Raw genomic sequence first — 18,821 nt, 5'->3', positions numbered from 1 at the left:
CGGTCCGAAGTGGACGGTCAAGGGTCGCCTCACGCGGGTGACTCCGCGTCGTCGCGCAGCGGCATCGCCGTCTGCGCCTGTCGCGGACGTGGGCGCTAGCCGCCGCTGCCGGAGTCGAGCACGGCCACCGACGGCGAGGTCCGCGCAGGGACCGGCCATCAGGCGACTGCGAGACCGGTTGAGAGGTGTGGGGTTCGAAGCTGGGCGAACCCCACACCCGGCTGCCACTCGGGGTGCGGATGTCGTCCGAGGCGCGTGGGGTTTCCGGTGTCAGCCTTCGGTCATGGCAGGGTGCCCTTCACATAGCGACGTTGAGCAGAATGGCGGCTTCTCTCCTGTCGATCCCGGTAGACGTTGGTGCTGCACCTTCTGTGTCCTCGCTCGGCGCGCGCAGAGTTGCCCTGGGCGACTGCGGTGCCGAGGGTATTACCGTTCGGTCTGCGGCCTGGGGCCCTTCGAGTCTCCTGGGAACGGCGACTTGTCCGACCCGCCAAGTCCGGCAGATCTCGGCGCCGGTGCCCGGGGCGTCCCGGGTGCCGGTGGTGTCAGAATGGCGGCTCCTCGCTCGTGCCGACTCCGGCGGACACGGGGGCGGTGCCCCAGGCATCGCCGCCCAGGCCGCTCGTTTCGCTGTTGTTTCGGTTGACCTTGGTGATTCTGGCGGTCGCGTAGCGGAGCGAAGGGCCGATTTCGTCTACTTGTAGTTCGACGACGGTGCGTTTCTCGCCTTCCTTCGTCTCGAATGAGCGCTGCACCAGGCGTCCGGTGACTAGAACCCTTGCGCCCCTAGTCAGGCTTTCCGCGACATTTTCTGCTGCTTGCCGCCAGATGCTGCACCTGAGGAACAGGGGCTCGCCGTCTTTCCATTCGCCGGATTCGCGGTCGAGGGTGCGAGGAGTGGAAGCGACGGTGAAATTCGCGACCGCCGCTCCGGACGGGGTGAAGCGCAGTTCCGGGTCTGAGGTCAGGTTTCCTACTACGGTGATGACGGTTTCTCCGGCCATGAGGGGGCTCCCTGGTCTTGTGCCGCCGAAGTCCATGGCGGCGAATCTTCCGCTCGAATCGGATCGAGCGGCTGGCTTGTAGTGACGGTTTACGCGTTATGGGTGTTGAGTCCTGTTGTCGTGTCGCTTGAGTCTCTGCCGTGGTCTGAGCGAGACGGTGCGGCAGGTCGAGGAGGTCGGGGTTTCGGCGGGAATGTGCACGGGCCGGATGGGAGCGAGGGTTGCGGTCCGGCCAGCGGCGGTGCGGGCGGTTGGTTCGGTCATGTCAGGCTCCTCGGTTCGGGGCGGGCGTCGCTCGGGAACAAGGAGACCATCCGGGTACGACAGTTTCCGGGGGTTCGCGGTCACTCCAACGGGTGGAAGTGCCGGAGAGAGCCGGAGGCGGTTCCCACCGTTCGGCTGTTGTTCCGGGGAGGGGGCGGCGGGCAGCATGAGCGGCATGGCCGGTGGGAAGTGGGGACGGGCGGCAGCGGTGGTCGCGGTCGTGGGGATTTCGGTGGTGGGGCAGGGGATCGCGCCTGCGGAGGTCGGGGCTGAGCCCGGTGCGGCGGGGGAACCCGGAATGGCGGGAAACAGGCCCGGAGCGGCGGGGAGCGAACCCAAGGCGACGGTGCGGTCCGAGGCCGGAGGCACGCCGGGAGATTGCTGTGGCGGGCCGTCATCTTGGACAACCGGGGACAAATCCGCCCTCGGGACGGCGGCGGGGACCGCGAGCCCGGTGTGGTTCACCGTCGCGCGAGGGGTCGTGTCGGAGGTGTTCTATCCGCGCGCGGACGTGGCCAACATTCAGGACATGCAGTACGTGATCACCGACGGGAAGTCCTTTGTGGACCTTGAGCGCGACGCGACGGACCATGTCGTTTCGATGCCGGACGAGAAGGCGCTCGAATACACCGTCACGAATACCGCCAAGAGCGGGCGTTATCGCCTCACGACGACGTACGTTACCGACGCAGGAAGGCCGACTCTCCTTACGCGCACGCGGTTTCAGTCGCTCGACGGTGGACAGTATCAGGTGTACCTGTTGGCGAATCCGTCGATGGCCGGTGGCGCGGCGAACGACACCGCGGCATGGGACGGGACTGGGCTGACGGCCAGCGGCACGGAGGAGTTGTTCGGGGCCAAAACCACTGTGGCGTCGGCATTGCGGGCCTCCGCCGGGTTCGTCGCGCACGACAACGGATATTCCGGCGCCGCCAGCGATTGCCTGGTAGACTTGCGGGCACATCGCACTCTGACGAATCAATTCGATTCCACCAATCTTGGCAATGTAGTCCAATGTGGACAGCTCCCCGTCGGGCAGGACACGACGTTCTCGGTCGCGCTCGGGTACGGGGGCGACGTCCAAGCAGCGGCGGCAGCGGCGGACGGGTCGCTGGCGAGCGGGTTCGACAATCTGGAACAGGCGTATCGACGCGGTTGGGAGGGGTATGTCGGCAGCCTGAAGGCGGCCCCGAACAGTGTGGCGGGCGACGAGCGGCAGCGCAGGGCGTATTACGTCGCGCTGATGGCGTTGCACGCGGCGGAGGACAAAACGCACCGCGGCGCGAGTGTCGCGGGGCTGGCCACCCCGTGGGGCGACGTCGTGAACGGCGACGTGCTCAACGACGGGTACCACCGCGTGTGGGGCCGGGATCTGTACCAGCAGGCGACCGGGCTCCTGGCGGCGGGCGACGCGGCACAGGCGAAGCGGATGGCGCGGTTCCTGTGGTCCTCGCAGTGGATTTCCGCGCCCACCCAGGGCGACGGAACGACGTATCCGGCGGGGGCCTTTCCCCGGTACAGCCCGGTGAGCGGGGTCCAGGGGGCCACGCCGCAGCAGCTCGGCTGTTGCGAGCAGCTCGACCAGGATTCCGACGCGATCATCCTCGCCTGGATGACGGGGCTCACCGACGCGGCGACGTACGCGCGGGTCAAAGTGACGGCGGAGCACATCCGCACGAGCGGGCCCGCGACGACGGAGCGGTGGGAGGAGCAGTACGGGCGGTCGCCGTCGTCGATCGCGGCGGAGGTGGCGGGGCTGGTCACGGCGGGAGCGATCGCGCGGGCGAACGGCGACCCGGCGGCGGCGCAGCAGTGGGAGTCTACTGCGGACACGTGGCGCGCGCAGCTCGACAGCTGGACGCGGACGAGCACCGGCTATTGGGGCGGCCACACCTACTTCGAGCGGATCGACAAGGGAACCGACCCGAACGACACCGGGCAGATCTGCTTCGACGAGGGCTGCTTCTACGAGCACGACGTCGTCGACTTCGGGTTCCTCGACCTCGTCCGGCTCGGGGTTCGCGGACCTGCGGACGCCGAGGTCGCCGAGTCGGTGGCCCCGACGGCGGCGGCCCGTGACGGCAACGCGCCGATGCAGGTGACGGCTCCGAACGGCGACATCTACTTCCACCGCTACCCGCACGACAACTACGGCGAGAGCACCACGGCCTGCACCGGCTGGCCGGCGAACGGGCCGCAGCGGTTCGGGCGGCTCTGGCCCGTGCTGTCGGGCGAGCGCGGCGAGTACGAGCTGGCCAACGGGCGTTCGGCGGCGGTGTACCTGAAGTCGATGGCGGACGCGGCGAACGACGGCTACTTCATTCCCGAGCAGGTGTGGGATCGCGCCGACGTCGCGTGCTTCGGGCTGGGCCGTCCGACCGGGAGCGCGGCGCCGTTGATGTGGGCGGAAGGCCAGTACCTCCGGCTCGCGCAGAACATGGACGCGGGGAAGAACCTGGAGACTCCGGAGGTGGTCCGCCAGCGCTACGGCGGCTGACCCGGCCGTTCGCGACGACGGCGGCGACCAGGGCCAAACCGAGGCCCACGCCGGTCAGCACGGTGAACGGCTCGCCAAACAGCACCGTGCCCCAGACCGACGTGACCGGCGCGATCAGGAACATCAGGCTGTTCACCGCGGTCATGCCGATCCGGCCGACGAGCAGCCAATACAACCCGTACCCGCCGAAGGTCGCCAGCACGATCAGCCAGGTCATGGCGAACCAGAAATGCCCGGACGCCGGCGGCACCGCGCTGCCGGTCGCCAGCGCGAGCGCGATGAACACGACCGCTGACGTGGCGCAGTGGATGGCCAGCGCGCGCATCGGGGGAGCGGGGACGCGGGACCGGCGTTCGAGCACGGTGGAGGCGACCAGCCCGAGCATGCCGGCGAACGGAATCAGATATGCCCAGGCCGGGGCGTGCGAAGCGGCGTCCGACCAGCTGACCAGGACGACGCCGACGAGCCCGAGCGCGAGCCCGGCCCATTGCCGTCCGGTCGCCGCGACGCCGAGCAGCGGACCGGCGACCGCGGCGGCGACCAGCGGCTGCACGCCGTCGATGAGCGCGGTCGTGCCGGTGCTGACGCCTTCGCCGATGGCCCAGTAAACGGTGAGCAGATAGCCCGACTGGGACAGCAAACCGATCAGCACGTGCCTGCCGTACTCGCGGAGCGGTGTGCCGCGCGGGCGCAGAAAAGGCGCCAGCAGCAGCGCCAGCGGCACGAACCGCCACATCAGCACGGTCGGCACGGACGCGTCCGCCGCGCCGAGCTTCGCGCCGATGAACCCGGACGACCAGCAGGCCACGAAGAGAACCGCGGCTCCGACTATACCGATCTGTTTACCCATGGCACCGGACTATACAGATCGGTATATGCTGGGGCCATGGCGATCGACTGGACCCCGAAGGCGCAAGCGGTGCTGGCAGCCGCGTCCGAGCTGTTCTACGAGCGCGGGATCCACGCGGTCGGCGTCGACGTCATCGCCGCGAAGGCGGGCGTCACGAAAAAGACGCTCTACGACCGGTTCGGCTCGAAGGATCGGCTGGTCGTGGAGTACCTCTCGGCCCAGGACGCGCGCTGGCGGGAGTTTCTGGGCGAATGGCTGGAGAAGGCCGGTCCGGAACCGCGGGACCGGCTGAAGGCGGCGTTCGACGCGTCCGAGGCGTGGGCGAAGAAGTACGGCGGCAAGGGCTGCAGCATGATCAACGCGCACGCGGAGATCAGCGATCCGGCGCATCCGGCGTACGCGGTAGTGACCGAGAGCAAACGGTGGATGCTCGGCGTCTTCGTCGAATTGGCCGAATCGGCGGGCGTTCCGGAGCCGCGCAAGGTGGCCGAGCAGATCATGCTGCTGCACGAGGGCGCGGTCGTGATGGCGGGAATGCGGGTCGCGGAGAACGTTTTCGCGCGCGCGGCGGAAACGGCGGTGGTGCTGCTGGACTGAGCCGTCAGCGCGTCGAGCGGATCTTCTCGTAATGCCGTGCGGCGCGCGCTCGGTTGCCGCAGGCGACGGAGCACCATTCGCGGCGGGGATGCGTCTTCATGAAGTAGAGCACGCAGCCCGGCGCGTAACAGGCCTGCAGTTTCGTCGCTTCCGGTCCGCCGAGAAGCGCGATCGATTCCCTTGCCACGCGGGCTAATCCCGTGACCACCGGCGAGGCGCCGCGCGAGGAAGTCTCCCGCAGTTTCCCGTCCGCGAAGGTCAGCTGGGGGACTGGCAGGTGGGTCACGAGGTCGTTCAGGTCGCTGAGGGCGGTGTCGACGTCCACCGTGGGGGACTGCCGGTCGTCGGCGGTGACCTGCGCGGCGAGGCGGCGGACGGCGTCGCGCAGCCGCCGCGCCAGTGCGAGTTCGGCGGCGGACGACTGCCGGGACCCCCGCTCGACGCCGACGTCGTCGAGCCACGCGTCGAGGTCTTCGCGGGTGCGGAGGTCGTCGTGGAGCCCGCTCGTGTCGGCCCACACGGTCGCCATCAGGCGGACCGGCACGACCTCGTCCGGCAGCATCCCCATGACCGAGACCGTATCACGGATGGAACGGGTTGCATCCGTGAGAAACGGCTGCTAGAACTTCTCACGGAACCTCACGGTGGAACCCGTGAGAAAGGGAGGGTGTCATGAGCCCGACGGTCCAGCAGGCTTTCCACGCTGGCGAGTTGGCTGTCCAACGCGAGGCGGGAGTCGAACAGGCGGCCGCACGCCTGTCCAAAATGGCCGAGCCGGCCGGGATTTCCCCGGGAATGGCGGGCTTTCTCGCCGAACGGACGCTTCTTGTCCTGACCGGACGCGACGCCGGCGGGCGGCTGTGGACGTCGCCGGTCACCGGTCCGCCCGGGTTCCTGGAAGCCGAGTCGGCGACCACGCTCGCCATCCGCCGGGCGATCCCGGAGGGCGATCCGCTGCACGGGCTCCCCAGCGGGCAGCTCGTCGGCATGACCAGCATCGAGTTCGCGACCCGCCGCCGGGTCCGGATCAACGGTTACCTCGCCGCGGTCGCCGAAGACCACCTGGTTGTCGAAATCCAACAGGCGTACGGCAATTGCCCGCAGTACATCCAGCAGCGCGTGCTGTCCGAAGAAGCCGAGCCCGCTACACCGGGGCACGAGCGCGCGGAGCTGAGCCTCGGGGACACCGAGCTGATCCGCGGAGCCGACACGTTCTTCCTCGGCACCATCAACCCGGACCACGGCGCGGACGCGTCCCATCGCGGCGGCGCGCCCGGCTTCGTCCGCGTCGACGGAAATGCCTTGTGGTGGCCCGATTATCCCGGCAACAACCTGTTCAACAGCCTCGGCAACATCGCCGCGAATCCGGAAGCCGCGCTGCTCTTCTTCGACTTCGAAACCGGTCGCCTCCTGCAGGTATCGGGCACCGCCGCGATCGAATGGGGCGAAGCGGGCCGTTCCGGCGACGACGGATACACCGGCCGGATCGTCCGGCTCGAAGTGCGGCGCGTCGTTTCCGGCCGGGCGGTGGCGCGACAGGTCGCGCACCGGCCGTATCCGCGCAATCCCCAGCTCGTCAACTGAAAGGACCGTTGTGATGACCGAATCGCGGCCCCCGTTCCCTCCGTTCGACCTGTCTGCCGCGCTGCAGAAGGTTCAGGCGGCCGAGGACGCCTGGAATACCCGGGACCCGGAGAAGGTCTCGCTCGCGTACACGCCGGATTCCGTATGGCGCAACCGCGACACCCATGTGGTCGGCCGGGCGGCGATCGTCGAGTTCCTCGCCGCGAAGTGGGAGCGCGAGCAGGATTACGCGCTGCGCAAGGGACTGTGGGGGTTCCGCGAGAACCGCATCGCGGTCCGGTTCCAGTACGAGAGCCGCGACGCGGACGGGCAATGGTGGCGCAGCTACGGCAACGAGCTGTGGGAGTTCGCCGAGAACGGGCTGATGAGCCGGCGCGAGGCGTCGATCAACGACCGGCGGATCGAGGAGGCCGAGCGGCGGATCTTCGGGCCGCGGCCGGAATCGCAGCGCGGGGTCGATTTCCCGGTCTGGTGAAAGAAAAGAGCCCGGCCGCCCTTCCGGTGGTCTCGGAAGGACGGCCGGGCCGGTGCCGCGTTCGCGGGGATGGGGGAACGCGGCCTTCCGCTCAGACGCCGGTGCGCGCCTGCCGTTTGCGGGACACCAGCCGCCAGCCGACGGCGAGCACCACGACGATCGCCGGGATCGAGTAGAACGCGATCTTCTCGGCCCCGTCGGAGAATCCCATGAGCACCACGACCAGCAGCAGGAATCCGAGCGTGGCCCAGCCGGTGTAGGGCGCGCCGGGCATGCGGTAGCTCGGCCGCTCCAGTTCGCCGCGCAACGCCGCCTGGCGCATGCGCATCTGGGAGAACACCAGGGTCGCCCACGTCGCGACCACGCCGAGCGAGGCGATGGCGGTGGCGATGTCGAACGCCTTCGAGGGCACGATGTAGTTCAGCACCACGCCGAGCACGTAGGCCACGGACGTGAAGAGAATCCCGCCGTAGGGCACGTGCCGCGAGTTCATCTTGCCGACGAACTTCGGCGCCTCGCCCTCGTCGGCGAGCGCGCGCAGGATGCGGCCGGTGGAGTACAGGCCCGAGTTGCACGAGGAGAGCGCGGCGGTGAGGACGACGGCGTTCATCACGTCGCCGATGCCGCCGATGCCCAGGCGCGAGAACACCGTGACGAACGGGCTTTCGCCGCCGTTGTAGAACGGCCACGGCAGCAGCATCGCCAGCAGCAGCACCGAACCGACGTAGAAGACGCCGATCCGCCACACGACTCCGTTGATCGCCTTGGGCAGCACCTTGCGCGCGTCCTTGGTCTCGCCGGCCGCGATGCCGACGACCTCGATCGCGGAGTAGGCGAACACGACCGCCTGCAGCGTCATCAGCGCGATGCCGACGCCGGCCGGGAAGAACCCGCCGTGCCCGGTCAGGTTGTGCACGCCGGCGGTGCTGCCGCCGATGTTCGCGCCGGTGAACACGAGCCCGAGCGCGGTCACCAGGAACACGATGATCGCCAGCACCTTGACGACGGAGAACCAGAACTCCAGTTCCCCGAACAGCTTCACGCTCAGCAGGTTGACCGCCATGAGCACGCCGAGCGCGACGAGCGCGGTGATCCACTGCGGCACGTCCGGCAGCCACTTGTGCACGTAGATGGCGACCGCGGTGATCTCCGCGATCCCGGTCATCGCCCAGTTCAGCCAGTACATCCAGCCGGACACGAACCCGGCCCACGGCCCGATGAACTCCCGGGCGTAGGTGACGAAACTGCCGGAACTGGGCCGGTGCATCACGAGTTCGCCGAGCGCCCGCATCACGAAGTAGGCCGCGATGCCGCACAGCGCGTAGGAAAGGACCAGCGCCGGCCCCGCTTCGTGGAGCCGCCCGCCCGCGCCGAGGAAGAGCCCGACCCCGATCGCCCCGCCGATCGCGATCATCTGCACCTGGCGGTTGCCCAGTGCTTTCGTGTAGTTGTCGCCCTCTTTGGCGACCACTGTGGATTCCATGGTTGCGTGACGCTAGCGGTACCGGGCCGCGTGACGCAGCACACCTAGGCTGGACTTAAGGTGTGCCGCAGATCACCGCGGAGGAACCGGGCAAACCCGGCAGGACCCGTTTGACTTCCGGAAATCGCGCTGGAGCTGCGGGGACGTCCACGATGGACGGTCCGCGCGGAGACTTTCGGGCAGCCGCCGGGGGTATCCCGGGTATGGCGGACGCGGAACGTTCGCCAGGGCGGAGGCGGGCGGGCCGTTCCACAGTGGACGACGGAACCGGTGTCCGGTGCGCAGCGGGCTGAAGACTCTCCCGGTGCTCGAACCTGAAACCCGTTCGGCAACGTGGTCGCCGTCGGCGCCGCTTCACGGCGGGGAAACTCCGGAACACTAAACTCCGCGCGATGCCGCCTCCAGATTCCGACGCCGTCGCACGCGGACGACCCGGCGATCGTTGGCCCGTCATCGGCCTCGGGCTCCTTTCCGCACTGACCGCGGTGCTGTTCGCCGTGGCGCCGGTGAACACTGAGACAACGACCTACCGCTGGGACGGCGCACAGGACACCGCGCTGCCGTCGTATCCGTACCGCCCGGCCAGAATGGACGCGACCGTCCGATGCGCCGACCCGAACGGGCTGCTGCTGGCGACCACTCCGCCGGGCGGCAAACAAGGCGCCGAGCCTCTCGGCGGCGGGCTGGAGATCCGGGCGGTCGACGGCACGGTCAGAGCCGAACTCGGCGGCGCCGAACTGCTCCGCCGGCCGTCCGGCGGCGACTGCCGGCTGACCGTGCACTCGGACGGCCAAGGCACTGCCGTCGGCACGGCCAGGACTGCGAGCAGGCCGGCCGTGACCGGCCTGTACACCGAGCGCCCGGGCACGGCGGCCGCGCGGGTCGAACCCGACACCCGATGGGTCAGTTCGCCGAGCGTGCTGAAGATCGCGCTCGGCGTGGTCTCGTCGCTGGCGCTGCTCGGCATGATCGTGCTGCTGGTCCGGCGCGACCGGCGCGCCGCGCGACGGGTCCGGCTGTTCCCCCGCCGGGCGTGGGCGCCGCGGCCGGCGGACGTCGTCGTGACCGGGGTGCTCGGAGCCTGGTCCGTCATCGGTGCGCTCACCGTGGACGACGGATACATCTCGACGATGCTGCGCGCTCGGGAAACGAGCGGGTTCACCGGCAATTACTTCCGCTGGTTCAACGCGCCGGAAGCGCCGTGGGGCTGGTACTACGAGCTGTACGCGCTGCTCGGCCGCGTCTCGCCGGCCATGGTGTGGATGCGGCTGCCCTCGGTGCTGCTGGGGCTGGCGTCCTGGTTCCTGATCGATCGGCTGGTGCTGCCGCGCCTGGTCGACCGGCCGGGCCGGGGAACCCGCTGGGCGGCCGCGGCGCTGTTCCTGGCGTGGTACCTGGCCTTCGACGTCGGGCTGCGGCCGGAGCCGTGGATCGTCTTCGGCTCGCTGGCGGTGTTCGCGCTGGTCGAGCGTGCCGTGGCGACCGGTGCGGCGACTCCGGTCGCGGTCGGGCTCGTGGTCGCCGGCGCCACCGCGACGACAAACCCGCTCGGAGTCGCGGCGTTCCTACCCTTCCTCGCCGGAGTGCGCCCCCTCGTCCGGCTGGTGCGCAGGCGTGCCGACCTCCGGGTGCTGGGCGCGATCGCGGTCGTCGCCGGAGCCGCGGGCAGCGCAGTGCTGACGGCGTTCTACGACCAGCCGCTGACCGCCGTCCTGCAGTCGACCGCCGTCCGTCAGCAGATCGGCCCGGATCTCCCGTGGCAGAGCGAACTCACCCGCTACACGACCCTGCTCGACCCGTCGGTGGTCGAGGGTGCGCTGAACCGCCGGGTGCCGGTGCTGCTGATGTTCCTGGCGATGGCGCTGACGGCGGTGCTGCTGATCCGGCGCCGTGCTCCGGGACTGGCGGCCGGGCCTGCCCGCCGGATGGTCGTCGTCAGCGTCCTGTGTCTCGTCGTGCTCGCGTTCACGCCGACCAAGTGGACGCACCACTTCGGTGCGCTGGCCGGAGTCGGCACGCTGGTGACCGCGATGCTGGTGCACACCGTCGCGCGCGGAGCGCTGTCCTCGGCGTGGGCACGGGCGGCGGCGCTGGGCTTGGCCGCGGCGACGACGTGGCTGGCCTGGTCCGCGCCGGACCGCTGGTGGATGCAGTCCGGCTACGACGTCCGCTGGAGCGATTCCGTTCCCTCGGTGAAGGGCGTGCGGCTGGCGGATCTGGTCCTTTGGGCCGGGTTGGCCGTCGCGCTGGCCGGCGTGCTCGCCGGGTCGTGGCTGAGCGCGAAGCGGCGGCCGGAGGCGGGGCGCGCGCCGCGCTGGCTGCCAAGGTCCGGCTGGGCGATCGCCGCGGTGGCCGCCGCGACGGTGGCGGTCGAGCTGGCCGGTCAGGCGCAAGCAGTGAAACTGCGGTGGGACACCTACTCCGTCGGCGGGGCGAACCTGGCTTCGCTCGGGCTCGCGCCGCGGGCCGGCAGCGCCGGAAGCTCCTGCGGCGTCGAGGACTGGCTGGACGTCGAGCCGGACATCGGCGCCGGGGTGCTCCGGCCGTCCGGCCCGGCCGCGGCGGACGGGTTCGCGATGAACGCCGCGTTCCCGCCGGGCTCGGCGCCGCGGACCCCGTACGGCACTGATCCGGCGCACCCGGCGTGGAGTTCCTACCGGTCGCCGTCCGGGACCGGCACGCTCGTCACCGGGTGGTACGACCTGCCCGCCGGCGTCGCGGCGAAGGATTCGCCTCCGGTCGTGATTTCCTTTGCCGGGCGAGGGAAAGTGCAGGTGTCGGCGGAGTTCGCGAAAGCGGACGGGACCGTGCTCGCGGCGGTGAAGGCCAACGGGGACGGCAGCGGGAAGTGGAGCGACGCGCGGTTCGATCCCCGCTGGCAGGCGCCGGGGGCGCGACGGGTCCGGGTCGTCGCGCGGGACGCGGACCCCGGTCCGTCCGGCTGGGTCGCGGTCACCGCGCCCCGGATTCCGCGACTGGCGCCGCTGACGAAGGAGATCCCCCCGAGCGAGCCGGTCACGTTGGACTGGACCAATGCGTTCGTCGTGCCGTGCCGGACTCCGGCGTCGCTGGCGGACGGCGTCGTGCAGCCGGTCCGCTACCGGTTCGCCCCCGGTCCGGACGCGCAGTCGCTGGCCAGCGTTGCCTACTCCGCGGACGCGGGCGGGCCGTACGTGCCGTTGTTCGCCGACGCGAAGGTCACCGAAGTCCCGACGTACCTGCGCGGCGACAAACTGCGCGAGCCGGTCGCGGTGTACCGGTTCGACTACCCGGTCGCGATGCGGGGACTGACCGTCGAACACGGCACCCGGCCGACGTCCGGGCTGGCGAAACAGACGGCCGTGCTCGACGGGGCCCGAGGCGGCGGGTAGGCAAGACCTGAAGCGCGCGCCGGATCATCGGGGAAGCACCGGGTGAGTCAAGCGGGACCCGGGCGGCTTCCGGAAATCGGCCCGCGGCGGTCACCGGAACGGGCGACGCTGCGGCCGGGCGGCTATTCCACAGTGGACCGAGGTGCTTACGTGGACGCGCCGGGAGCGGCCCGGCACGGGCGCGCGAGGAGGAGCCGATGACGGCCACGGCGGAGGGCATCCGGGAGGAACCGGCGCCGGCGGCGCTGTCCCGGCGCAGGATCCACGCGGTGTTCGGCGCGGTGCTGCTCGGCATGCTGCTCGCCGCGCTCGACCAGACGATCGTCGGGACCGCGCTGCCCACCATCGTCGGCGACCTCGGCGGAGCCGGGCACCTGTCCTGGGTGGTCACCGCGTACCTGCTGGCCGAGACGATCATGACGGTCGTCGTCGGCAAGCTCGGCGACCTGTTCGGCCGCAAGCTGATGTTCCAGCTGTCGGTGCTCGTGTTCGGCGCCGGCTCGTTCTTCTGCGGCTTCGCCGACAGCATGACCTGGCTGATCATCTGGCGCGCGGTGCAGGGCCTCGGCGGCGGCGGGCTGATGGTCACCTCGACCGCGCTGATCGCCGACGTCGTCCCGCTGCGCGAACGCGGCAAGTACCAGGGCGCGCTCGGTTCCGTTTTCGGCGTCGTCACCGTGGCCGGGCCGATGCTGGGCGGGCTGTTCGTCGACCACCTGTCCTGGCGCTGGGCGTTCTATGTCAACATCCCGCTCGCCGTGGTGGTGCTCGCGGTCGCCGCGTCGGCGATGCCGAGCGTGCGCGCGGCGGTCAAACCGGTGATCGACTACCTCGGCATCCTGCTGATCGGCCTCGCCGCGACCGGGCTGACGCTCGTCACGAGCTGGGGCGGCACCACGTACGCGTGGGGTTCGCCGGTCATCCTCGGCATGGCCGCGGGCTCGGTGGTGCTGCTGGGCGCGTTCGTCGCGGTCGAACTGCGCGCGCCGGAGCCGATGCTGCCGATGCGGCTGTTCCGGAACCCGGTCTTCACCGTCGCCGGGATCATGAGTTTCGTCGTCGGCTTCGCGATGCTCGGCGCGCTGTCCTATCTGCCCACCTACATGCAGTACGTCCAGGGCGTTTCGGCGACGACGTCCGGCGTGCGGCTGCTGCCGATGGTGCTCGCGCTGCTGGTCGCCTCGATCCTGTCCGGCACGCTGGTCAGCCGCACCGGGAAGTACAAGATCTACCCCCTCGCCGGCTCCGCGGTGATGACGGTCGGGCTGTATCTGCTGTCGCGGCTCGGCGCGCACACCGGGTTCTGGGAATCCGCGCTCTACATGGCGGTGCTCGGCCTCGGGATCGGGCTCGGCATGCAGGTGCTGACCATCGCGGTGCAGAACACCGTGGACTACAAGGACCTCGGCGTCGCGACGTCCGGCGTGACCTTCCTGCGTTCGATCGGCAGTTCGTTCGGCGCGGCCATTTTCGGCACGGTCTATGCGAATCAGCTCGGCCCGAATCTGGCGAAGGCGCTCGCCGAACATCCGCTGCCGCCGGGCGTCGACCCGAAGGCCGTCCAGGTTCCGCAGGCCCTGCACCATTTGCCCGCGACGGTTTCGGAACCGGTGATCGGCGCGTACGCGGATTCGCTGCACGTCGTGTTCCTCTATGCCGCGCCGGTCGGGCTGGTCGCCTTCGTGCTCGCGTTCTTCCTCAAGGAAATGCCGTTGCGCGACACCGCCCGCGCCGCCGCGCCGGACCTCGGCGACGGATTCGCGATGCCCGAAGCGCACGAGCACGACCGGGAGCTCGAACGAGCCATCGCGACGCTGCTGTTCCGGGAACGCCGCAAGGCCGCGCCCGCGATCGTCGCGCGCGCCGGTTCGGAACTGGACGTCGGCGGCCTGTGGTGCGTTCTGCAGGTCCGGCTCCGGCAGCGCGCCGGGCGGGCCGCGACCCTCGAAGCGATCGGGGAGGACCACGGCGTCCCGGCGCAGGTGCTCGAACCTGCGTTCGCGCGGCTGGAACTGACCGGGCACCTGGCCTACGCGCGCGACAGCTGGTCGCTCACCGAAGCCGGGACGCGCGAATGGGACAAGCTCGTCCGCGCGTGGCACGACTGGATCGCCGAACGCCTCGGCGACTGGGGCGGCGGGGACCGGTCCGAACTGGACGCCGCGATCACGCGCGTGGCGACCCGGATCCTCGACCAGGGCGCGGACCGCGCCGGCGGACGGCACGCGCTCGCGTGAAACCGGGGGAAATACCGGCGCGCGGCGGGCAACCGTTGCGAAACCGGTACCGCCGCCCCGGCGGGTGCGGACCCGCCGGCCCTTCGGACAGCCCGTTAGCATCTGCGTGTCGGACACCCTCTACTGTTCCGGGATCATGTCGGTGGATGAATCTGTGCTCACGACTTCGGACGACGCGAACGGCTCCGCCAGCCCGTCCCGCGTTCCCGTCCGGTCCCGCCTCGCGGCCTGGCTGCCGCTGGCCGCCGCGGTGCTCGGCCTGCTCTCGTTCCTGCTCGTGCGCGGGAGCCTCACCGACGACGGGTACATCACCCTGTCCTACGCGAAGAACCTCGCGCTGCACGGAGAATGGGCGCTCGTCCCCGGCTCGGTCGCGAACTCGGCCACCTCGCCGCTCGACGTCCTGCTGCTCGGGTTCCTGACCTTCGTCACGCGGATCAGCGGCTCCGCGCACCCGGTGCTGGCGCTCGGCGCGCTGACCGTGCTGAACAGCGCCGCGATCGGCTGGGCGTGGGCGCGGCTGACCCGCCGCTTCGGCCTTTCGCCGTGGGTCGGCGTGCTCGGCCTGCTGCTGGTCATCGCCAACCCGTTCCTGCTGTCGGCCACCGGCCTCGAGGTGCTGCTGGTCCCGGCCGTCCTGCTGTGGCTCGTCGTGGCCGCGCTGGAGAAGCGGCCGGTGCTGTTCGGCGCGGTCGCCGCGCTGACCGTGCTGACCCGGCTCGACCTCGTCGTGTTCGTCCTCGTCATCGCCTTCTCCACGGCCGCGATCCGGAAGAAGTTCTGGACCGCGGTCGCGACGGCGGTCGTCGTGTCCGCGCCGTGGTTCCTCACGAGCTGGTTCGCGCTCGGCTCGTTCATCCCCGACACGCTGGTGATCAAGCAGGACCAGGAAGGCCTCTTCGGCGCCTGGGGCTATTTCAGCGGCCCGATGATGTACTTCCTGTACCTGCCGTTCACCGTGATGGTCGCGTTCGCCTCGGCGCTGGTCGGCGTGACCGTGCTGCTGGGCTGGCTCGCGCTGCGCTTCGCCCGCCGCTGGGACGACTTCCCGCGGCTGGCCCCGGTCGTCGGGCTCGGCGCGGGCGGCGTCGTCTACTACATCGTCTACTCGACCCTCGGCGTCGGCCCGTACCACTGGTATTACGTGACCCCGATCGTCAGCACGGCGTCGTTCGCGGTCCTGATGATCGGCGTCTGGCACGCCGAGACGCGGAAGCGGCCGAAGCTGAACCGCGTCCCGCCGCTCGTCGCGCTCGGCCTCGGCGGCGCGGTCGCGCTCGCCAACGTGGGCGTGGACCTCGCGCAGGGCGTGCCGTGGCCGTCGCCGGTCATCTTCGGCAACTGGGCCAGCTCGACCGACTACGCCCGCGTCGGCCGGGAACTCGGCGCGCGGCTGCAGGGCAAGTCGGTGGCCGGGCCGGGCGAGATCGGCACCCTGGCGTACTACTGCGACTGCCAGATCCTCGACGTCTTCTCCGACCGCAGCCAGGTCACCATGATCGTGAACAAGCGGCTCGCCGAGGACGGCTTCTTCAGCAAGACGATCCTGCGGATCAACTACCACTGGTTCAAGCGCCTGCCGCTGCGCAAGCCGGACTACCGGCTGCTGTACGACAAGGGCCCGGGCCATGGTCCGGACCAGTGGACGGTCTACTCCGCAGCCAAGGGCGTCGGGCATTTCACCCTCGTGCCGTTCGACCGCTGACGCGCCGGGCGGTTTCCGGATACGGTCGGTGCCATGGCTAAGGGCGAGGCCGTCGAGCTCGAGGTGGGGGACCGGACGGTCCGGGTGTCCAACCCGGACCGGGTCTACTTCCCGGCGCGCGGCGAGACGAAGCTCGATCTCGTCCGCTACTACCTCGCGGTGGGCGACGGGATCGTGCGCGCGCTGCGGGAACGGCCGTGCATGCTGCACCGGTTCCCGTCCGGGGTGACCGGCGAGAAGGTGCACCAGAAGCGGGTGCCGAACGGCGCGCCGCCGTGGCTGGAGACAGTGCGGGTGCAGTTCCCGCGCTATCACCGGCATGCCGACGAGCTGTGCGTGACCGAGCTGGCGCACGTCGCGTGGGCGGTGCAGATGTCCACTGTGGAGTTCCACCCGTGGAACTCGCGCCGGGCGGACACCGAACGGCCGGACGAATGGCGGATCGACCTCGACCCGATGCCGGAATGCGGGTTCGGCACGGTCCGCCGGGTCGCGCGCGTGGCCGAGGAAATCCTCGCCGAGCTGGGCATCCGCGGCTGGCCGAAGACGTCCGGCGGGAGCGGGATGCACATCTACGTCCGGATCGAACCGCGCTGGGGGTTCGCCGACGTCCGCCGGGCCGCGCTGGCGTTCGCGCGCGAGGTCGAGCGGCGGGCCCCGGACGAGGTGACCACGACCTGGTGGCGCAAGGACCGCGACCCGAAGAAGCTCTTCGTGGACTACAACCAGAACGCCCGCGACCACACGATCGCGAGCGCCTATTCGGTGCGCGGCGTGCCCGAGGCGCTGGTGTCCACGCCGATCCGCTGGGACGAGGTCGACGACGTCGACCCGCACGACTGCACGATCGCGACGGTCCCCGCGCGGTTCGCCGAACTCGGCGACCTGCACGCGGGCATCGACGACGTGGCTTACTCGCTCGAGCCGCTGCTGGAGTGGGCCGACCGGGACGGGTTGGAGGCAGAGGACTCCTGAGCGAAGTCAATCGGGCGCCTGGCGTCATGGGGGAACCTTCCGTTCGTCTCCCCGGGGACGGAGCGGAGGAGAGCACGATGGACAGTGCCGGTCAGAACGATCCGCTTGCCGTGCTCTACCGGCTGCATCAGCAGCTGCGCGTGCTGTCGCCGGTGCTGACCGTCGCGCCCGGACGGCCGGAAACCAAGGCGATGCTCGACGGTCTCGAGGAGACCGTGTCCGAGGCCGCCGGCCTGCTCGCGACCGCGGAACCGGCCGCGCTGGCCGCGTTGCGGCAGGGGTTCGAGCACGCCCGGGTGGGCCGGGGCAACGAGGCGAATTCGGAACTGATCACCGCGTACGGACGGCTGTCGGTGCTGCTGCGGAAAGACACGCCGCGCCGGGACGCCGCGAACGAGCCCACGGTGCGGTGGCGTTCGAAGTTCTGACCCGTTGGAAGTTTCGCCCCGCGCCGCGCGAGGCATGCCAGGATGGCGGGCGGAAGCCGGCTGAGCCCGGGCGGTGCGGCAGCGGGAGGACCACGTGGCGGAGCAGATCCTCGTCACCGGCGGAAGCGGACAACTGGGCCGGGTCGTCGTGGAACGGCTCCGGGCCGCGGAAGCTCCGGTGCGGGCGCTGAGCCGGCGGCGGCGGTCCGGCGAGGGTGTCCAGTGGACGGCCGGTGACCTGCGCACGGGACGGGGCATCGACGTCGCGGTCGCCGGTGTGGGCACTGTGCTCCACTGCGCGACGGACTACCGGCGCGAGGTCGAGACGGTCCGCACGCTCGTCGAGGCCGCGCGGTGGAGCGGGCAGACGCCGCATCTGGTGTACGTCTCGATCGTCGGAGCGGACCGGATCCCGCTCGGGTACTACCGGGCGAAACTGGCCGCCGAGGAGCTGATCGCGGATTCCGGGATGCCGCACACGATCCTGCGGGCGACGCAGTTCCACTCGCTGGTGCGGACGATCCTCGCCGGCGCCGCTCGGCTGCCGGTGGTGCCGGTGCCGAAGTTCCGGTTCCAGCCGGTCGACGTGCGCGATGTCGCGGCGCGGCTCGTCGAGCTGGCGCAGGGCGAACCGCAGGGCCGGGTCCCGGACTTCGGCGGGCCGGAAGTACGGACGACCGCGGATCTCGCGCGGGCCCTGCTCGCCGCGTCCGGGAAGGACAAACGGCTCGTTTCGGTGCCGGCGCCGGGGAAGATCGCCCGGGGTTACGCGGCGGGCGCGAACCTGGCGCCGGAGCACGCCGACGGCGTGGTCACCTTCGAGCAGTATCTGGCGGAGCAGGGCAAGCCGACCGCGCTGCGCTACCGCTAGACGGAGGCCCGGCGGCGGACGGTGCGCTCCAGGATGCCGAGGGTGGCCTTGAGGGCGGACTCGGGGACGACCGGGAAGGTCAGCCGCGCCTTCCACTCGTCGCTGAGTTCGGACCAGTCGTAGTAGGACGTGACGCGGGTGCCGCCCTCGGCGGGCTCCAGCCGGTAGCCGTAGACGTGGCGGACCGGCGGGCGGAAGCTGCCTTCGACGGTCCAGGCGATTTCCTCGTCCGGGACCAGTTTCGTGATGACGACCTCGACGTCGTACTTGCCCAGCGGCCGGTCGCCGAGCGCTTCCCGGTCCATGTGGACCGTGAACCGGTCGCCGGCCTGGGTGACCGGCTCGCCCTCGGCGTCCATGAGCATTCCGGAGGCGTCGATGTCGACGTGGCCCTGCGGGTCGGAAAGCACCGCGAAGACGGCGCCGGCCGGGGCGGGGATGAAGCGGGAAACTTCGAGACGTTCGTTCATATCATCGACC

At 70.4% G+C, this 18,821-nt stretch carries 14 protein-coding genes and 1 pseudogene; 10 read left to right on the top strand and 5 right to left on the bottom strand.

Annotated elements, in window-relative coordinates; genetic code table 11:
* Window positions 1-545: 545 nt before the first annotated feature.
* Window positions 546-1,004, bottom strand: a complete 459-nt coding sequence (locus tag SSMG_RS19600) for a single-stranded DNA-binding protein (protein WP_009078750.1) — start codon at window positions 1,002-1,004, stop codon at window positions 546-548.
* Between the two features lie 193 nt (window positions 1,005-1,197).
* Between SSMG_RS19600 and SSMG_RS19595 the strand changes: the two are divergent.
* Window positions 1,198-3,639, top strand: a pseudogene (locus SSMG_RS19595) (glycoside hydrolase family 15 protein); the annotation flags it as partial.
* Here the strand turns inward: SSMG_RS19595 and SSMG_RS47025 are convergent.
* Entirely contained in the window at window positions 3,587-4,615 is a 1,029-nt protein-coding gene (locus SSMG_RS47025) for a DMT family transporter (protein ID WP_009078747.1), read from the bottom strand. The pseudogene SSMG_RS19595 and the gene SSMG_RS47025 overlap by 53 nt on opposite strands.
* A gap of 36 nt (window positions 4,616-4,651) precedes the next feature.
* Here SSMG_RS47025 and SSMG_RS19590 point away from each other — a divergent pair, with 36 nt between their 5' ends.
* Entirely contained in the window at window positions 4,652-5,212 is a 561-nt protein-coding gene (locus tag SSMG_RS19590; RefSeq protein WP_009078746.1) for a TetR/AcrR family transcriptional regulator, read from the top strand.
* A gap of 4 nt (window positions 5,213-5,216) precedes the next feature.
* On the opposite strand, the gene SSMG_RS19585 is transcribed toward SSMG_RS19590, so the two are convergent.
* Window positions 5,217-5,780 (bottom strand): ABATE domain-containing protein, encoded by a 564-nt coding sequence (locus tag SSMG_RS19585; RefSeq protein WP_009078744.1) that lies wholly within the window; start codon window positions 5,778-5,780, stop codon window positions 5,217-5,219.
* 104 nt (window positions 5,781-5,884) lie between these two features.
* On the opposite strand from SSMG_RS19585, the gene SSMG_RS19580 reads away from it, so the two are divergent.
* Together SSMG_RS19580 and SSMG_RS19575 are read left to right on the top strand one after the other, a co-directional pair.
* Window positions 5,885-6,796, top strand: a complete 912-nt coding sequence (locus SSMG_RS19580; protein ID WP_009078742.1) for a pyridoxamine 5'-phosphate oxidase family protein — start codon at window positions 5,885-5,887, stop codon at window positions 6,794-6,796.
* 13 nt (window positions 6,797-6,809) lie between these two features.
* Window positions 6,810-7,271: a nuclear transport factor 2 family protein gene (locus tag SSMG_RS19575; protein ID WP_009078740.1), complete on the top strand. Its 462-nt coding sequence runs from the start codon at window positions 6,810-6,812 to the stop codon at window positions 7,269-7,271.
* 91 nt (window positions 7,272-7,362) lie between these two features.
* Here the strand turns inward: SSMG_RS19575 and SSMG_RS19570 are convergent, their stop codons facing one another.
* On the bottom strand, window positions 7,363-8,754 hold the full coding sequence (locus SSMG_RS19570; RefSeq protein ID WP_009078739.1) for an amino acid permease: 1,392 nt from the start codon (window positions 8,752-8,754) through the stop codon (window positions 7,363-7,365).
* 392 nt (window positions 8,755-9,146) lie between these two features.
* On the opposite strand from SSMG_RS19570, the gene SSMG_RS19565 reads away from it, so the two are divergent.
* From SSMG_RS19565 to SSMG_RS19540, 6 genes are all read left to right on the top strand, one after another.
* Window positions 9,147-12,125 carry an arabinosyltransferase domain-containing protein gene (locus tag SSMG_RS19565; RefSeq protein ID WP_009078737.1) on the top strand — a complete coding sequence of 993 codons (2,979 nt, stop codon included), beginning with the start codon at window positions 9,147-9,149 and terminating at the stop codon, window positions 12,123-12,125.
* A 197-nt stretch (window positions 12,126-12,322) separates the two neighbouring features.
* Window positions 12,323-14,362 carry an MDR family MFS transporter gene (locus SSMG_RS19560; RefSeq protein ID WP_009078734.1) on the top strand — a complete coding sequence of 680 codons (2,040 nt, stop codon included), beginning with the start codon at window positions 12,323-12,325 and terminating at the stop codon, window positions 14,360-14,362.
* Window positions 14,363-14,468: 106 nt separating this feature from the next.
* The gene (locus SSMG_RS19555) at window positions 14,469-16,067 is read left to right on the top strand and encodes a hypothetical protein (RefSeq protein ID WP_199785937.1); all 1,599 of its coding nucleotides are present in this window, start codon (window positions 14,469-14,471) and stop codon (window positions 16,065-16,067) included.
* A gap of 33 nt (window positions 16,068-16,100) precedes the next feature.
* On the top strand, window positions 16,101-17,042 hold the full coding sequence (gene ligD / locus SSMG_RS19550; RefSeq protein ID WP_009078729.1) for a non-homologous end-joining DNA ligase: 942 nt from the start codon (window positions 16,101-16,103) through the stop codon (window positions 17,040-17,042).
* Window positions 17,043-17,119: 77 nt separating this feature from the next.
* Window positions 17,120-17,470, top strand: coding sequence for a hypothetical protein (locus SSMG_RS19545; protein ID WP_199785936.1), 351 nt, complete (start codon window positions 17,120-17,122; stop codon window positions 17,468-17,470).
* 94 nt (window positions 17,471-17,564) lie between these two features.
* A complete protein-coding gene (locus tag SSMG_RS19540) occupies window positions 17,565-18,341 on the top strand; it encodes an SDR family oxidoreductase (RefSeq protein WP_009078726.1) in 777 nt (258 codons plus the stop codon).
* On the opposite strand, the gene SSMG_RS19535 is transcribed toward SSMG_RS19540, so the two are convergent.
* Complete coding sequence (locus SSMG_RS19535) at window positions 18,338-18,811, bottom strand: SRPBCC family protein (protein WP_009078724.1); 474 nt, start codon at window positions 18,809-18,811, stop codon at window positions 18,338-18,340. The genes SSMG_RS19540 and SSMG_RS19535 overlap by 4 nt on opposite strands.
* Window positions 18,812-18,821 lie beyond the last annotated feature (10 nt).

It is taken from the genome of Streptomyces sp. AA4 (assembly GCF_000158875.1).
Taxonomy (GTDB): domain Bacteria; phylum Actinomycetota; class Actinomycetes; order Mycobacteriales; family Pseudonocardiaceae; genus Amycolatopsis.
Note: the sequence above shows the minus strand (reverse complement) of the source record. Positions and strands in the feature narration are given on the sequence as shown.

What these genes read in the sequence shown, in the direction of transcription:
- SSMG_RS19600 (WP_009078750.1), bottom strand. Translation starts at nt 1,004, where the DNA reads ATGGCCGGAGAAACCGTCATCACCGTAGTAGGAAACCTGACCTCAGAC.
- SSMG_RS47025 (WP_009078747.1), bottom strand. Translation starts at nt 4,615, where the DNA reads ATGGGTAAACAGATCGGTATAGTCGGAGCCGCGGTTCTCTTCGTGGCC.
- SSMG_RS19590 (WP_009078746.1), top strand. Translation starts at nt 4,652, where the DNA reads ATGGCGATCGACTGGACCCCGAAGGCGCAAGCGGTGCTGGCAGCCGCG.
- SSMG_RS19585 (WP_009078744.1), bottom strand. Translation starts at nt 5,780, where the DNA reads ATGGGGATGCTGCCGGACGAGGTCGTGCCGGTCCGCCTGATGGCGACC.
- SSMG_RS19580 (WP_009078742.1), top strand. Translation starts at nt 5,885, where the DNA reads ATGAGCCCGACGGTCCAGCAGGCTTTCCACGCTGGCGAGTTGGCTGTC.
- SSMG_RS19575 (WP_009078740.1), top strand. Translation starts at nt 6,810, where the DNA reads ATGACCGAATCGCGGCCCCCGTTCCCTCCGTTCGACCTGTCTGCCGCG.
- SSMG_RS19570 (WP_009078739.1), bottom strand. Translation starts at nt 8,754, where the DNA reads ATGGAATCCACAGTGGTCGCCAAAGAGGGCGACAACTACACGAAAGCA.
- SSMG_RS19565 (WP_009078737.1), top strand. Translation starts at nt 9,147, where the DNA reads ATGCCGCCTCCAGATTCCGACGCCGTCGCACGCGGACGACCCGGCGAT.
- SSMG_RS19560 (WP_009078734.1), top strand. Translation starts at nt 12,323, where the DNA reads ATGACGGCCACGGCGGAGGGCATCCGGGAGGAACCGGCGCCGGCGGCG.
- ligD (WP_009078729.1), top strand. Translation starts at nt 16,101, where the DNA reads ATGGCTAAGGGCGAGGCCGTCGAGCTCGAGGTGGGGGACCGGACGGTC.
- SSMG_RS19545 (WP_199785936.1), top strand. Translation starts at nt 17,120, where the DNA reads ATGGACAGTGCCGGTCAGAACGATCCGCTTGCCGTGCTCTACCGGCTG.
- SSMG_RS19535 (WP_009078724.1), bottom strand. Translation starts at nt 18,811, where the DNA reads ATGAACGAACGTCTCGAAGTTTCCCGCTTCATCCCCGCCCCGGCCGGC.